Origin of the sequence: Arthrobacter horti (genome assembly GCF_030731045.1) — a bacterium.
Lineage (GTDB): Bacteria > Actinomycetota > Actinomycetes > Actinomycetales > Micrococcaceae > Arthrobacter_E > Arthrobacter_E nanjingensis.
Window position 1 is genome coordinate 231,430 of sequence record NZ_JAVALS010000001.1, and the last position, 13,706, is coordinate 245,135.

13 protein-coding genes are annotated in these 13,706 nt (G+C 68.6%); 5 read left to right on the forward strand and 8 right to left on the reverse strand.

Annotated elements, in window-relative coordinates:
- Positions 1 to 46 precede the first annotated feature (46 nt).
- The 6 genes from ocd to Q9R02_RS01090 all read right to left on the reverse strand — a co-directional run bounded on the left by ocd (position 47) and on the right by Q9R02_RS01090 (position 5,193).
- Entirely contained in the window at positions 47 to 1,078 is a 1,032-nt protein-coding gene (gene ocd / locus Q9R02_RS01065; RefSeq protein WP_305994785.1) for an ornithine cyclodeaminase, read from the reverse strand.
- A gap of 197 nt (positions 1,079 to 1,275) precedes the next feature.
- Positions 1,276 to 1,707, reverse strand: coding sequence for an Lrp/AsnC family transcriptional regulator (locus Q9R02_RS01070; protein ID WP_305994786.1), 432 nt, complete (start codon positions 1,705 to 1,707; stop codon positions 1,276 to 1,278).
- 23 nt (positions 1,708 to 1,730) lie between these two features.
- A complete protein-coding gene (locus Q9R02_RS01075) occupies positions 1,731 to 2,141 on the reverse strand; it encodes a hypothetical protein (RefSeq protein WP_305994787.1) in 411 nt (136 codons plus the stop codon).
- Positions 2,142 to 2,143: 2 nt separating this feature from the next.
- Complete coding sequence (locus Q9R02_RS01080) at positions 2,144 to 3,565, reverse strand: aldehyde dehydrogenase family protein (protein WP_305994788.1); 1,422 nt, start codon at positions 3,563 to 3,565, stop codon at positions 2,144 to 2,146.
- A 63-nt stretch (positions 3,566 to 3,628) separates the two neighbouring features.
- Complete coding sequence (locus Q9R02_RS01085; RefSeq protein ID WP_305994789.1) at positions 3,629 to 4,606, reverse strand: AraC-like ligand-binding domain-containing protein; 978 nt, start codon at positions 4,604 to 4,606, stop codon at positions 3,629 to 3,631.
- Entirely contained in the window at positions 4,600 to 5,193 is a 594-nt protein-coding gene (locus Q9R02_RS01090; protein WP_305994790.1) for a TetR/AcrR family transcriptional regulator, read from the reverse strand. Before Q9R02_RS01090 ends, Q9R02_RS01085 begins: the two co-directional genes overlap by 7 nt.
- A 112-nt stretch (positions 5,194 to 5,305) precedes the next feature.
- Here Q9R02_RS01090 and Q9R02_RS01095 point away from each other — a divergent pair, with 112 nt between their 5' ends.
- Both Q9R02_RS01095 and Q9R02_RS01100 read left to right on the forward strand, forming a co-directional pair.
- A complete protein-coding gene (locus Q9R02_RS01095) occupies positions 5,306 to 7,297 on the forward strand; it encodes a primary-amine oxidase (protein WP_305994791.1) in 1,992 nt (663 codons plus the stop codon).
- Between the two features lie 137 nt (positions 7,298 to 7,434).
- Complete coding sequence (locus tag Q9R02_RS01100; RefSeq protein WP_305994792.1) at positions 7,435 to 8,916, forward strand: APC family permease; 1,482 nt, start codon at positions 7,435 to 7,437, stop codon at positions 8,914 to 8,916.
- A 4-nt stretch (positions 8,917 to 8,920) separates the two neighbouring features.
- On the opposite strand, the gene Q9R02_RS01105 is transcribed toward Q9R02_RS01100, so the two are convergent.
- Positions 8,921 to 10,216: a serine hydrolase domain-containing protein gene (locus Q9R02_RS01105; protein ID WP_305994793.1), complete on the reverse strand. Its 1,296-nt coding sequence runs from the start codon at positions 10,214 to 10,216 to the stop codon at positions 8,921 to 8,923.
- A 209-nt stretch (positions 10,217 to 10,425) separates the two neighbouring features.
- Between Q9R02_RS01105 and Q9R02_RS01110 the strand changes: the two genes are divergently transcribed.
- The 3 genes from Q9R02_RS01110 to Q9R02_RS01120 are packed head-to-tail and all read left to right on the forward strand — an operon-like array spanning position 10,426 to position 12,917.
- Positions 10,426 to 11,871, forward strand: coding sequence for an NAD(P)-binding protein (locus Q9R02_RS01110; protein ID WP_305994794.1), 1,446 nt, complete (start codon positions 10,426 to 10,428; stop codon positions 11,869 to 11,871).
- Positions 11,872 to 11,916: 45 nt separating this feature from the next.
- Positions 11,917 to 12,294 carry a RidA family protein gene (locus Q9R02_RS01115; protein WP_305994795.1) on the forward strand — a complete coding sequence of 126 codons (378 nt, stop codon included), beginning with the start codon at positions 11,917 to 11,919 and terminating at the stop codon, positions 12,292 to 12,294.
- A gap of 2 nt (positions 12,295 to 12,296) precedes the next feature.
- On the forward strand, positions 12,297 to 12,917 hold the full coding sequence (locus tag Q9R02_RS01120) for a GyrI-like domain-containing protein (RefSeq protein ID WP_305994796.1): 621 nt from the start codon (positions 12,297 to 12,299) through the stop codon (positions 12,915 to 12,917).
- A 5-nt stretch (positions 12,918 to 12,922) separates the two neighbouring features.
- On the opposite strand, the gene Q9R02_RS01125 is transcribed toward Q9R02_RS01120, so the two are convergent.
- The gene (locus Q9R02_RS01125; RefSeq protein ID WP_305994797.1) at positions 12,923 to 13,705 is read right to left on the reverse strand and encodes a hypothetical protein; all 783 of its coding nucleotides are present in this window, start codon (positions 13,703 to 13,705) and stop codon (positions 12,923 to 12,925) included.
- Position 13,706: the final 1 nt, after the last annotated feature.

The window sequence follows — 13,706 nt, forward strand, 5'->3', positions numbered from 1 at the left end:
CCGGTCCAACAGCCATGACGCCCAACGCATTCCTCGTACTCGCGGATCAGACGGCCAGTGGTGCGGCCGCGGACACCAGGCTGAACAGGTCCTTCGGGTTCTCCGGGGAGGCGATCAGGTCGATCTCCTGGAAGAAGTCCGTGCCGTCCACGGCGTCCCGGACGTACCGCAGGGCGGAGAAGTCCTCCACGGCGAAGCCCACGGAATCGAAGATGGTGATCTGTTCCGGGGAGGTGCGTCCGGCCGCGGTGCCGTTCAGCACCTTCCAGAACTCGGTGACCGGGAAGTCCTCCGGCATCTGCTGGATCTCACCCTCGATCCGGGTCTGCGGCGGGAACTCCACGAACACCTCGCCGAGGTTCAGGATCTCCGCATCCAGTTCGGTCTTGCCGGGACAGTCGCCGCCGATCGCGTTCAGGTGCACGCCCGGCCGGATGAGATCGGCTGTGAGGATGGTGGCGTTGGCCTTGTCCGCCGTGCAGGTGGTCACGACGTCGGCGCCGTCCACGCATTCGGCAGCGGAGCCGGTGATCTCGATCGTGAAGCCGAGCGGCTCCAGGTTCCGGACCAGCTTCTCCATGGCCGCGGGGTCCGTGTCCCAGATCCGCAGCGAATCGATGCCGAGGGCGGCGCGGAACGCCAGTGCCTGGAACTCGGACTGCGTGCCGCAGCCGATCAGGGCCAGGGTCTGCGAGTCCTTCCTGGCCAGCTGCTTCGCCACCATGGCCGACGTCGCGGCCGTGCGCAGCGCGGTGAGGACGGTCATCTCGGCGAGGAAGGTCGGGTAGCCGTTGTGCACATCGGCGAGCATGCCGAACGCCGTGACGGTCTGGTAGCCGCGAACCGGATTGGAGGGGTGGCCGTTGACGTATTTGAAGCCGTACTCCTCCTCGGTGCTGGTGGGCATCAGCTCGATGACGCCGAAGGAGGTGTGGCTGGCCACGCGCGGCGTCTTGTCGAAGGACTCCCAGCGGCGGAAGTCCTCCTCGAGATAGCCGATCATGCCGGTGATGATGTCCTCGACGCCGCGATCGGCGGCCCAGCGGACCATGGTACGGACGTCGACAAAGCGTGCCATCGTGGGGAGTCTCCTTGAATCGGTGTAGGGGGTTCCACCAGCTTAGGAATCGTCGATATGCACCCACAATGGACGTTCCATGCGATTTTCATCCAATAACTATGCAGAACGACGAAGGCATCTGGTCACTGTGCGCAATACCCGTTTCGGGGCCCGCGGCGCGGCCGGGTCGGCGCCACGGGGTCAGCGCCACCGGTTCAGCGCAGCGCGGAGCTGAGCAGCAGGCTCGTCTCACTGTTGATGATCCCGTCGATGCCCCGGATCCGCCCGAGCACGCCGTCGAAGGCGCCCAGGCTTTCCGCGCGGAGCTCGGCGACCAGGTCCCAGCGGCCGTTGGTGGTGTGCAGCGAGAGGATCTCCGGGAAGCCGCGCAGCTGCGCGATCACCTTGTCCGCCGACTTCCCCTCCACCTCGATGAGGGTGACCGCCCGAATGGTGAGGGGGTCGGCGTCGTCGCGCACGCGGGCCGTGAAGCCGATGATCACGCCCGAGGCGACCAGGCGGTCGATCCGGCTGCTGACCGTGGTGCGGGTGACGCCCAGTCTCCGGGCCAGGCTCGCCACGGATTCGCGTCCGTCCTCCCGGAGCGCGGAGAGGAGTCGTCGGTCCAGATCGGTGAGGCTCGCCATGAACCTCAATGCTAGTGGGAGTCTCAGGCCATCGCCGGGGCGGTGCGTGGACGCCTCGCCCGGCCGAGCCACAGGGCGGCCAGCCAGGCGACGGCGAAGTCCGCCGCCGCGATGCCGAGCGCCATGGCGCTGTGGCCCGCAGATGCGGCCGTGATGGCCGGGCCGGTGGCGTGATGCGCGTGGTCCATCAGGGTCACCGGCCCCAGGGCCATCCCCACGTGGACCAGCGCCATCACCAGCGACATGACCGTCAGCATGCGGGCGGAGTGCGCCGTCGGCCGGCGCCACATGCCCCACGCGCACGGTGCGCACGCGGCGATCATGACGACGGCGGCGACAGCCATCCACGCGCCGTCGGCCACCATGCTCAGATGGGCGGCCATGCCGGCGACGGCCGCCAGCGCGACGCAGCGCGCCGGCAGCCGTGCGCTCATGCTCAGACCCCCTTGATGACCTGCGGCTGGCCGAGGTGCTTGAGGCCCTCCGCACCGAACTCCAGGCCGTAGCCGGACTGCTTGGCCCCGCCGAAGGGGACTCGCGGGTCGATGGCGCCGTGTTCGTTGATCCAGACCGTGCCGGCCTGCAGCAGGGCCGCGACCTCGCGGGCCCGGGCCGTGTCGCTGGACCAGACGGAGGCGCCGAGCCCCACCTCCAGGCCGTTGGCCTTCGCCACAGCCTCCTCGACGGTGGAGTACCGGATGATCGGCAGGGCCGGCCCGAACTGCTCCTCCGCCACGAGGGGGTTGGTGTCGTCGATATCCGCCACGAGCGTGGCCGGGTAGAAGTAGCCGGGCTGATCCGCCTCGGGGTTCCCGCCCAGCAGGACCCGGGCGCCGGAGGCCTTGGCAGACTCCACCAGGCGGGAGACGATGTCGAACTGGGCCTTGTTCTGCAGCGGGCCGAGGACATTGTTCTCGTCGAGGCCCACACCCATGGGGACGGCCGCTGCATAGGCGGTCAGGGCGTCGCAGACGGCGTCGTAGATGTCCTCGTGCACGTAGAGGCGCTTGAGCGCCGCGCACGTCTGGCCGGTGTTGATGAAGGCGCCCCAGAAGAGACCCTCCGCGATCGCGGCCGGATCGGCGTCCGGCAGGACGATGCCGGCGTCGTTCCCTCCGAGCTCCAGCGTGAGGCGCTTGACCGTGTCCGCGGAGGAGCGGATGATCGCCTTGCCTGTGGCAGTGGAGCCCGTGAACATGACCTTGCCGATGGCGGGGTGGGAAGCCAGCGCCTCCCCGACGTCGCGGCCACCGGAGACCACCGTCAGCAGTCCTTCCGGGATGGCCTGGTTCATGACCTCGGCCAGGGCCAGGACGCTCAGCGGGGTGTACTCGCTGGGTTTGACCACGATCGCGTTGCCCATGCGCAGGGCCGGGGCGATCTGCCAGATGGAGATCATCATGGGCCAGTTCCACGGGCCGATGGCGCCCACGACGCCGATGGGCCGGTAGCTCAGTTCGGCGTAGGTGGTGCCGTCGTCCACCAGGACCTCCGGCTCCAGCGGGGTGTCCGCGGTGGCGCGCAGCCAGGCGACGCACGCGCCGACCTCGAAGCGGGCATTGGGGCCGTTGAGCGGCTTGCCCTGCTCGCGGGACAGGAGGCGGGCGAGTTCCTCAGCATTGGCCTCGATCGCGTCGGCGGCCCGGTGGAGCGCGGCGCTGCGCTCGCCGTGACCGGCGGCGGCCCAGGCCGGCTGAGCGGCCCGTGCGGCGCTGATGGCCGACTCAAGATCCGCGACGTCGTGGACCGGGGCGGTGCCGACCACCTCGCCGGTGGCCGGATCGAGGATCTCACGGCCGGCGGCGTTGCCGGACGGTGCGATCGCTTCGAGCAGGGTGCGTGTCTGGGTGGTGTCCATGTGACCTCCGTCTCAAGGGATTTCCTCCACCGTAGGCGGCCGGGCATGCCCAGGGCTGTGCTGTCAGCGCACCGGGCTTGACTCCCCGCGCGCCGTTGCGCGGCAGCCGCTGGGAGACTGGCCGTAGGCGGCGCGGAACACCCGGCTGAAGTGGGCGGAGTCCAGGAACCCCCAGCGCGTGGCGATCGCGGTCACCGGCCTGCTCGCCAGCACGGGGTCCTGAAGATCGGCCCGGCAGTGCTCCAGGCGCCGTTGCCGGATGGAGGTGGCCACCGTGGTGCCGATCTCTTTGAACAGCTCATGAAGGTGCCGCGTGGAGATGTAGTGGGCCGCGGCGATCGAACCGGGGCTCAGTTCCGGATCTCCCAGGTGGTCCTCAATGTAGGCCTGGACCTGGGAGAGCAGGAGCTGGTGCGGATCCAGGCCGGTGGCAGGCCGCTGGTCCAGCTCCTCATGGAAGAGCGTGGTGACCAGTCCCAGCGCATTGCGGATCAGGCGGATCCCGTTGGGGCGTTCCAGAGACTCGAGCTGAGCGGCCAGCTGGACCAGGAAGGGGCTGACGAGCGCTCCGAGGCCGCGGGTGCCGTCGATGGTGGTGGCCGTGATCTGTTTGAGCGCCTCGGCCGGGAGGTCCAGCGCGGTCTGCGGGAACATGAGGATCAGGGTGCGGAAGTCGCCGTCGTGGGCGATCGTGTACGGGCGGTCCGTGGCGTAGATGGCCAGATCGCCCGGCCGCAGCACGGCCTCCCGGCCGTCCTGCATCAGCAGCCCCGTACCGTGCATCTGGATCCCCAGCTTGAAGTACGCCTCCGCGGACGCGGCCACCAGCCGGTCCGTCCGGTGGACCGCGTGCCCGCTCGCGGCGACGTCGATCACGCTGAGGTCCGGCGCGGTGACGTGCAGACCGCGCAGGGAGCCGTGGAAGTCCCCGCGCACGGTGGAGGAGACGTCGAGCGGGACGAAGGACTGCGACGTCGCGCGCCGCCAGCTGTCCGCATCGGCGACGTTGATGGTCTGCAGTCCGGTGGAGGCGGTCAGCATGGGCGTCCTTCTTTCACCAGGGCCTCCAGGAGGAGGTCGAGCTGTTCGACGAGCTGGGCGGGGGAGTGATGCGTGGGGGAGAAGACTGCGGTGATCTGGGTGCCCAGGACGTGGCTCATGAGGGTGCCCACCGCCACCTGGATCTCCTGCTCGCCGCTCATGCCGGCGCCGTCCAGCAGTGCGGCGAGGCCGGTCCGCCACTGTTCCATGGCGCTGTCATGGGCCGCGGTCTTGGCGGGATCGTTGAGGGCCTTCTGCCAGAACGCGATGGCGACGCGTGCCTCTTGCAGCCGCTCCTCGTCCAGGGGGAGGATCTCGTGGCAGTAGGCGCGCACGGCGGCCAGGCCGGAGCGCCCGTGGACCGAGGCCTCCATGCGTTCATTGGTGCGCTGGAAGATGTGCTCGAAGGCGAAGTCCAGGAGCCGTTCCTTGGTGGGGAAGTAGGGCTTGAGGGCGCCGTTGGCGAAGCCGGCCTCCGCGGCGATGTCCCGCATGGTGGCGCCGTCGATGCCGCGGGACGCGATGATCCGCCAGGTGGCGTCCACGAGTTCGATCCTGCGGCGGTCGTGATCGACGATCTTGGGCAAGTGTCCTCCGGCGGCATCTTTTCTGCGGTTCTTTTTTCTACAACTGTTGTGATTCAGATTACACCGGGCTTATTCTCTACGTCGAGAGAAAAAACCACTGAAGGAGGATCTCATGGGCACGGACACCATCACCCACAGCTGTCACGGGCGCGGCGACGACGCCGGCGCGGACGCCGCGGAACGGGGCGCCTTCGCGCTGGCCTCCGCCGAGGAGATCGAAGCCGTCCGAGGCATCCTCACCGAGGCCGGGCTCTGGACCGGGACCACGCGCGTCGCCTACCTCGGACTCATCGACCCGCCGCGCGGCATCGCCGCGGAGGCTTCCGGCGAGCGCCGCTTCCGCGCCTTCCTGCACGACGTCGCCGGGGCACGCCCGCACGACGTCACCGTCTCCGTCACGCACGGAAGGGTGGAGTCCGACGTCGAACTCGACACCGCGATGACCGGCGAGCTGCCGATCATGGGCGAGGAGTTCGAGGCCGTGGAGGAGATCCTCAACGCGGATGAACGCTGGCTTGCGGCGCTCGCCGCCCGCGGCCTGGACCCCGCGACGGTCCGCGTCGCCCCGCTGTCCCCGGGCGTCTTCGAATACCCGGAGGAGAAGGGGCGCCGGATCCTGCGCGGCCTGGCGTTCGTCCAGGAACACCCGGAGGACTCTGCCTGGGCCCATCCGGTGGACGGCCTGGTGGCCTACCTGGACATCGTGAACCGCTCGGTGGACCAGATCCTGGACTTCGGGCCTGTGCAGGTTCCGGCCGAGCACGGCAACTACACGGACCCCGAGCTGACCGGCCCGGTCCGCACCACCCAGAAGCCGTTGGAGATCATCCAGCCCGAAGGTTCCAGCTTCACCGTCACGGGCGGCAACCACGTCGAGTGGGAGCGCTGGAGCCTGGACGTCGGTTTCGACATCCGCGAAGGCCTGGTCCTGCACAACATCGCCTTTGATGACGCCTCCGGTGGCGACCCGGGTGCCCGGGTGCCCACGCGCCGTCGTCGTATCCTGGACCGCGCCTCGATCGCCGAGATGGTGGTGCCGTACGGCGACCCGTCGCCCGTGCGCTCCTGGCAGAACTACTTCGACACCGGCGAATACCTGGTGGGCCAGTACGCCAACTCCCTGGAGCTCGGCTGCGACTGCCTGGGCGAGATCACCTACCTCAGCCCCGTGGTGAGCGACGAGTTCGGCAATCCGCGCACCATCCGCAACGGCGTGTGCATGCACGAGGAGGACTGGTCCATCCTGGCCAAGCACTCCGATCTGTGGAGCGGCGTGGACTACGTGCGCCGCAACCGCCGCCTGGTGATCAGCTTCTTCACCACGGTGGGCAACTACGACTACGGCTTCTACTGGTACCTGTATCTGGACGGCACCATCGAGTTCGAGGCCAAGGCCACGGGCGTGGTGTTCACCAGTGCGCTGCCGGACAAGGAGTACCCGTTCGCGTCCGAGCTGGCGCCGGGCCTCGGCGCCCCCTTCCACCAGCACCTCTTCAGCGCCCGGCTCGACTTCGCGCTCGACGGCGGGCCCTCCCGCGTGGAGGAGGAGGACGTGGTGCGCGTGCCGGTGGGCCCTGGCAACGAGCGCGGGAACGCCTTCACCCGCAAGCGGACCGTGCTGTCCCGGGAATCCGAAGCGGCCCGCGACGCCGACGCCGCAGTAGGGCGCACCTGGGTGGTCAGCAACCCGGAGTCCCGCAACCGCCTGGGCGACCCGGTGGGTTACAAGCTCCACGCCGAAGCCCAGCCGACGCTCCTGGCCGACCCGGCGTCGTCGATCGCCGCCCGTGCCGCCTTCGCCACGAAGGCGCTCTGGGTGACCCGGTACGACGAGGCGGAGAAGTACCCCACCGGTGACTTCGTCAACCAGCACCCGGGCGGTTCCGGCCTGCCGGCCTACGTGGCCCAGGACCGTGACCTGGACGGGCAAGAGCTGGTCCTCTGGCACACCTTCGGGCTCACCCACTTCCCGCGCCCCGAGGACTGGCCCATCATGCCCGTGGACCACGTCGGATTCCGCCTCCGGCCGGAGGGCTTCTTCGACCGTAGCCCCGTCCTTGACGTGCCGGCGTCGGCGCAGAAGGAGGGCGGGCACTGCCACTGAGCGCAGGCGCGCTCCGGAGGACAAAAGCCCTTCGCTGTGAGTCAAGTCACGGACGCGGCGGCCGCGGCACGATGGTGCTGTGGCCGCCGCGCCGCGTTTCCCGCCGGGACGTCCCGGCTCCCAGACAGGAGTTGTCCATGACCACCCACACGACTCAGCGAAAGGCCGAGGGGACGGCCGGAACCGACGCCCGCCGCAGACTGGGCGTCACCTCGATCACCCTGATGATCATCGCCGCCTCCGCCCCGCTCACCGTGCTGGCCGGCGGTGTGACCACCACGTTCGCAGTCTCCGGGCTGTTCGGCGTGCCGCTGTCCTTCCTGGTGCTGGGCGTGATCCTGACGGTGTTCGCCGTGGGCTACGCGGCCATGAGCCGGCACGTCACCAACGCCGGCGCCTTCTACGCCTACATCGCCCAGGGCATCTCCCGCCCGCTGGGGGTGGGCGGTTCGCTCGTGGCGCTCATGGCGTACAACCTCATGCAGATCGGCATCTACGGGGTGTTCGGCTTCACCGTCTCCTCGCTGCTGTCCTCCCGGCTGGGACTGGACGTCCCGTGGTGGGTTCCGGTCCTCGTGTGCATCGCCGTGGTGGGCGTGCTCGGCGTCAACCGGGTGGACCTGTCCGCCAAGGTCCTGGGCGTTCTGGTGGCGTGCGAGTTCCTGGTGGTGATCGTGTACGACGTGGCGTCCTTCCTGGTGGCACCGGAAGGCGTGTCCGCCGCGCCGCTGTCACCCACCAGCCTCTTCCTGCCCGGTGTGGGTGCCGTGCTGTCCTTCGGGATCGCCGCATTCATGGGCTTCGAGTCCGCGGCCATCTACGGTGAGGAGGCGCGTGAGCCGCACCGCACCATCCCGCGCGCCACGTACCTGGCAGTGGGCGTCATCGCGGTGTTCTACGCCGTCTCGGCCTGGGCCATGGTGGTGGGCACGGGCCCGTCCCAGCTGATCGATGCGGCCGGCAAGAACGGCCCGGACCTGGTGTTCTCCTTCCTCAGCGCCCACCTGGGCGGCGTGATGGCGGACATCGCCCAGTTGCTCTTCTGCACCAGCATCTTCGCGGCACTCGTCAGCTTCCACAACGCCGTGGCCCGGTACTTCTTCTCCCTCGGTCGCGAGCGAGTGCTGCCTGCCTGGCTGGCGAAGACCAGCCGGCAGGGGGCGCCGCGCTCCGGCTCATTGCTTCAGACGGCGCTGGCCGTGGTGGTGGTCGCGGTCTTCGCGGTGGCCGGGCAGGGGTCCGAGCTCGGGCCGCTGTACCCCGTCCTGACCCTCTTCACGTGGCTCACGAACTCCGGGGCACTGGGGCTGGTGTTCCTCATGGCCGTGGTCTCCGTGGCGGTCATCGGCTTCTTCTGGCGGCACCGTGAACTCTCGCCGGGCGCCTGGAAGGCCGTGGTGGCGCCGGCCGTCGGCGCCGTGAGCCTGCTAGGGGTCCTCGCGCTGATCCTGGCCAACTTCGACGTGCTGCTCGGCCAGACCGAGCCGAGCCCGCTCAGTTTCATCCTGCCCGCCGTGGTGCTGCTCCCGGGCCTGGTGGGGATCGGCTGGGCGTTGCGCCTGCGCCGTTCCCACCCGGAGGTCTACCGGGGGATCGGGCACCGCGCGGAGGAGGACTGACGCGTCAGGACTTCGGGTTCGGCGTGAATTCGTGGCCGAGCGCCTGGGAGAGGGCTACGAAGATCCGAGTGGCCGGATCCAGGCAGGGGATGCCCTTGGGGGAGTCCGGCAGGGTGGGGGACTGAGTGCAGTCTCCGGAGAGGATGTCGCTGTTCACCATGACCGCCACGGTGGTGTCCGTCCGAGTGTCGTAGAAGGTGGCGGCGTTGAATCCGGGGACTTCGCCGGTGTGTCCGAACCAGCCGCCGATGCAGCCGGCCGCCAGGCCATAACCTGCTGGGCCGGGGATGGAGGTGAGGCGTTCGGTCTGGGTCTCCGGCTTCAGCAGGCCCTGGCCGGTGCCGAGCGCCCGCCCGTACACGAGCTGATCGCTCACCGTGGAGACCAGTGCGCCGGCGGACCAGCCCCAGGACGGATTCCACGAGGTGGCGTCCTGCGGCGCGGTCTGCCCTTCCGGAAGGCCCTGGAGGGTGACGCCGTCCGGGTGCGGGGAGGGGAGTGTGCCGCTCGTCTCCGGGAGGGTGGTGTCATGCAGGCCGAGCGGCGTGATGATGCGGTCCTTCAGGACGGTCCCGTAACTCTGCCCGGTGAGCTTCTCCACGAGCAGGCCCAGGATGACCGTGTTGGTGTTCGAATAGTCGAACTTGGCGCCCGGATCGAACAGCCGCGGCAGCTTGATGCCCATGTCCATCAACTCCCTCGGCTTCCACACGCGTGTGGTGTTGGTGAAGAACTCGTCCTGGAAGGACTGGTCCAGGGTGTAGCTGGCGATGCCGCTGGTCATGTTCATCAGCATGGCGACGGTCACCTTGTCCCCTTCGGGGATCTCCGGGAAGTACCGGCCGATGGGATCCGTCAGCTTCACCTTTTCGTCCTGGACCAGCTGCAGGACGAGTGTTCCCGTGAACGTCTTGGTGACGGAGCCGATCCGGCTGTGCATGTCCGCGGTCATGGGGATGGTCCCTCCCTGATCCGCGGAGCCGGCGGCCTTGATCCAGGTTCCCTCAGGTGTCCGCACGGCCATCACCGCGCCGGACGCGGATGCCTGTCCCATGCCGATGCGAGCCGCCTTCTCCAGCTGTTCGGCCACGCCGGACGGCATGGCGCCCATCGCCGCAGCGGGCAGCTGCCGGCTGATCACCGCCTGCGGGTCGGTGACGCAGGGGCCCGACGCCGTGGCGCTCGGCCCGGTGGTGACCGGCGCTTCCGGTGCGGACGCGGAACACCCGCTGAGCGCTGTGCTCAATATCAGGGCGAGTGCCGCCGTCGTCGTTGACATCGCAAGCCTGCGTGAAGCCATGATGCGTCCTTCCTCCGGCGAGCGCCCCCGCTCGCACCCCCTGATCCGCCGGTCTGGAAGGCCGGTGTTCGTATCTTAGGAGCGCGGGATCGGTCAGGGGAAGGGAACGTCCTTGACTGGTGTATCCGGCAGGTTCACACTGTGGTTCAGCGACGGGGCTTCAGCATGCGCAGAGGGCGATCCAGGCCTCGCCCGGCAGGAGGGGTGCCATGCCCACGGAAGTGCTGGATGCTGACTATCTGATCGTCGGGAGCGGCGCCGTGGGGCTCGCCTTTGCGGACGTCCTGTTCACGGAAACGGACGCCACGTTGGCGATCGTGGACCGGCGCCACGGGCCCGGAGGCCACTGGAACGATGCCTATCCGTTCGTCCGGCTCCATCAGCCCTCCGCCTACTACGGGGTGAATTCCCGGGATCTCGGAACTGACAGCCTGGACAGGACAGCCCTCAACAAAGGCATGTACGAGCGTGCCAGCAGCGCGGAGATCCTGGCGTACTACCAGCGGCTCATGACGGATCTGATGGGCTCGGGACGGGTGCGATACTTCCCCATGAGCGAGTACGTGGGCGACTTCGCCCATGAGCACCGGGTGGTGCCGCGTGTCGGAGGGGACTCCACGGAAATCAGTGTCCGGCGCCGCACCGTGGACACCAGCTACATCCGCACCGAGGTGCCCGCCACGCACCCGCCCCGGTACCTGATCGCCGATGGCGTCCGGTGCGTTCCGCCCCATAGGCTTCCTGGGGAAGACCGGCCGGAGGACGGCTACGTGGTGATCGGCTCCGGGAAGACCGGGGTGGACGTGTGCCTCTGGCTGTTGGAATCCGGGGTGGCTCCGGAGCGGATCACCTGGGTGGCGCCGAGGGATTCGTGGTTCCAGAACCGGCACCACATGCAGCCGCTGGGGGAGTTCATGACGCCGGCGCTCGCGGGGCTGGTCCAGCAGGCGGAGATCGCCGGGTCGGCACAGTCCGCGGACGAGTTCTTCCTGGGGATGGAGGCGGCCGGGGTGCTGCTGCGGGTGGATCCGTCCGTCACGCCGGAGATGTTCCACGGGGCCATCCTCTCCGTGGCCGAGCTCGAGGAGCTCCGGCGGATCCCTTCGGTCGTCCGGATGGGCAGGGTGCAGGCGATCGGGCCGGAACGGATCGTGCTGGAGGGCGGCACGGTGCCGTCCAGCACGGGGCGGCTGTACATCGACTGCACGGCACGTGGTGTGGACCTGCGCGAGTCCCGGACGGTCTTCACGGACAGCACCGTCACGCCTCAGATGGTCAGGACGTTCCAGCCGGTGTTCAGCAGCGCCCTGATCGCCCATGTCGAGGCGACCGTGGACGGCACCGAGGCGAAGAACGCGCTCTGCCGTCCCATGCAAATGGCGGACCGGCCGGCCGAGTACCTGCGCGTCCTGCTCCTGAACTACGCGAACCACTACGCGTGGAACAAGAACCCTCTCATCGCTGAGTGGCTCCAGGCGTCCCGTCTGGACCGCTATTCGCGGCTGACCAGGGACGGGGCCGACGGTGATCTGGAGCGTCTCGCCCTGATCGAGCGCCACGGCGCGGCGGTGAAGTCGGCCGTGGCGAATCTGCCGCTGCTGGTGGCGCAGCATGAGGCGGCGGAGGCCGCTTCCGCGCCGTCGGAAAACGGGTAGCGATTGCCCTCGACAGACGTGCCGCCGGCCCCCATGATGAGTCCCATGCGCGACGTCATCAGTACTCCGGGAGCCCCGTCATCGCCGTTCTTCAGCCAGGGGGTGAAAGCAGGGCCGTTCCTCCTCATCTCCGGGATGACCGGCCTGGACACGTCCACCGGCGAACTCGCCGGACCCACTGTCCAGGAACAGACGTGGCAGGCCATCGCCAATTGCGGAGAGGTGCTCAAGGCCGCAGGGCTGTCCCTGGACGACGTGGTGGAAGTCGGCGTGCTCCTGACCCACCCGGCCGATTTCGCAGGGATGAACGAGGAGTACGTGCGCCATTTCCCGGAGAATCCGCCGGCCCGGTATGTCACCAAATTGGGGGTGGACCTCCCGGGGATCCTGGTGTCGATCCGGATGACGGCGTACACCGGGTGAGCGTGCCCTTCAAGACGGATTTCAAGAAGACCTTGGACCGCTACCGGGCACGGCAAGGCGATTTCCGTGTGCTGGAGGTCCCGGAAACGCGGTATCTGGTGATTGACGGCCACGGAGATCCGAACACCTCGCCCGCCTTCGCCGAGGCGCTCGCGGCCCTGTATCCGGTGGCGTACAAGCTGAAGTTCGCGGCCCGGGATGCCACCGGGGAGGACTATGTGGTGCCGCCGTTGGAAGGGCTCTGGTGGGCGGACGACATGGAGGCTTTCACGACGGCGAGGGACAAGTCACGCTGGGACTGGACGGTCATGCTGATGGTGCCGGAGCACGTGCCCGGGGATCTGGTGACGCTGGCCGTGGAGCGCGCAGGGGCGAAGAATCCGCCGCTTCGCTTGGGCGAGGTCCGTCTGGAAACGCTCATGGAGGGCCGCTGCGTGCAGACCCTTCACGTGGGAAGCTTCGAGGCGGAAGCGGTGGTTCTGAACAGGCTCCACCACGACGTGATCCCCGGTCTTGGCCTGGGTCTGCGCGGGAAGCACCACGAGATCTACCTCAGCGATTTCCGGAAGACCGCCCCGGAGAAACAGCGCACCATCCTCCGTCAGCCGGTGGCGGAGGCCTGAGAAGGTCAGCGGTGGGTGCTTGGCCAGATCGAACCTGAGAGCGGGAACTCCGTCAGCTCACTCGCCCCGTGGCCGAGGGCCTTCACGATGCCGGACAGGACGATGCCGAACTCGCGGGCATTGTCCTGCGCCTGGCCCAGGTACGTCTTGACGGCCAGCCCGTCCGACAGGACGGAGAGGACTTCCGCCGCGGTGGTGAGTGCATTGTCCGGGGCGGAGGGGATCCCTTCAGCCTGGCACAGGCGTGCCAGTGTCTCCCGGAGGACCTCCACCTGCCCGGTCCCGCTCACGGGCTCGGTGTCCGGGGATCCCAAGGAAGCCGCGGTCAGGAGACGCAGACGGGTGGACGGCAGGCCGAGGCAGGTGTCGCACCAGACCGTGGACATCAGTGCCGAGGCGTCATGCAGAGACAGGGTATCGCGGACCACCTGGGCCAAGGCCTTGTCCATGGCCGTGCGAAGGCGGTGCTGGGCGTTCCATGAGGTGAATCCGACCACGTCCCGCAGGAAGTCGTGGTGCGCCACCCAGCGGTCGCGGAACTTGGCCTCCGTGGGTTCGGTGCGCGGGAAGTCCTGGGCGGCCCTGGCCACGACGCGCGGACGGGAGAGGAAGCCAGGGAACCCCGAGTCCTCACCCGTGGGCCGGCCGACGGAGAAAGTCTCATCCAGAAGCCGCTCTGCGGAGAGGAGGAGGGCGCGGGTCAAATCCGAGTTGGCCAGCTTCGCGCGGCTGCTCGGACGGACCCTGTTGAGGTGGGTGACGGTGGACGAGAGGTCTGAGTGATTCACA

Coding starts and splice junctions, on each gene's coding strand:
- ocd (WP_305994785.1), bottom strand. CDS start 1,078: ATGGCACGCTTTGTCGACGTCCGTACCATGGTCCGCTGGGCCGCCGAT.
- Q9R02_RS01070 (WP_305994786.1), bottom strand. CDS start 1,707: ATGGCGAGCCTCACCGATCTGGACCGACGACTCCTCTCCGCGCTCCGG.
- Q9R02_RS01075 (WP_305994787.1), bottom strand. CDS start 2,141: ATGAGCGCACGGCTGCCGGCGCGCTGCGTCGCGCTGGCGGCCGTCGCC.
- Q9R02_RS01080 (WP_305994788.1), bottom strand. CDS start 3,565: ATGGACACCACCCAGACACGCACCCTGCTCGAAGCGATCGCACCGTCC.
- Q9R02_RS01085 (WP_305994789.1), bottom strand. CDS start 4,606: ATGCTGACCGCCTCCACCGGACTGCAGACCATCAACGTCGCCGATGCG.
- Q9R02_RS01095 (WP_305994791.1), top strand. CDS start 5,306: ATGGGCACGGACACCATCACCCACAGCTGTCACGGGCGCGGCGACGAC.
- Q9R02_RS01100 (WP_305994792.1), top strand. CDS start 7,435: ATGACCACCCACACGACTCAGCGAAAGGCCGAGGGGACGGCCGGAACC.
- Q9R02_RS01105 (WP_305994793.1), bottom strand. CDS start 10,216: ATGGCTTCACGCAGGCTTGCGATGTCAACGACGACGGCGGCACTCGCC.
- Q9R02_RS01110 (WP_305994794.1), top strand. CDS start 10,426: ATGCCCACGGAAGTGCTGGATGCTGACTATCTGATCGTCGGGAGCGGC.
- Q9R02_RS01115 (WP_305994795.1), top strand. CDS start 11,917: ATGCGCGACGTCATCAGTACTCCGGGAGCCCCGTCATCGCCGTTCTTC.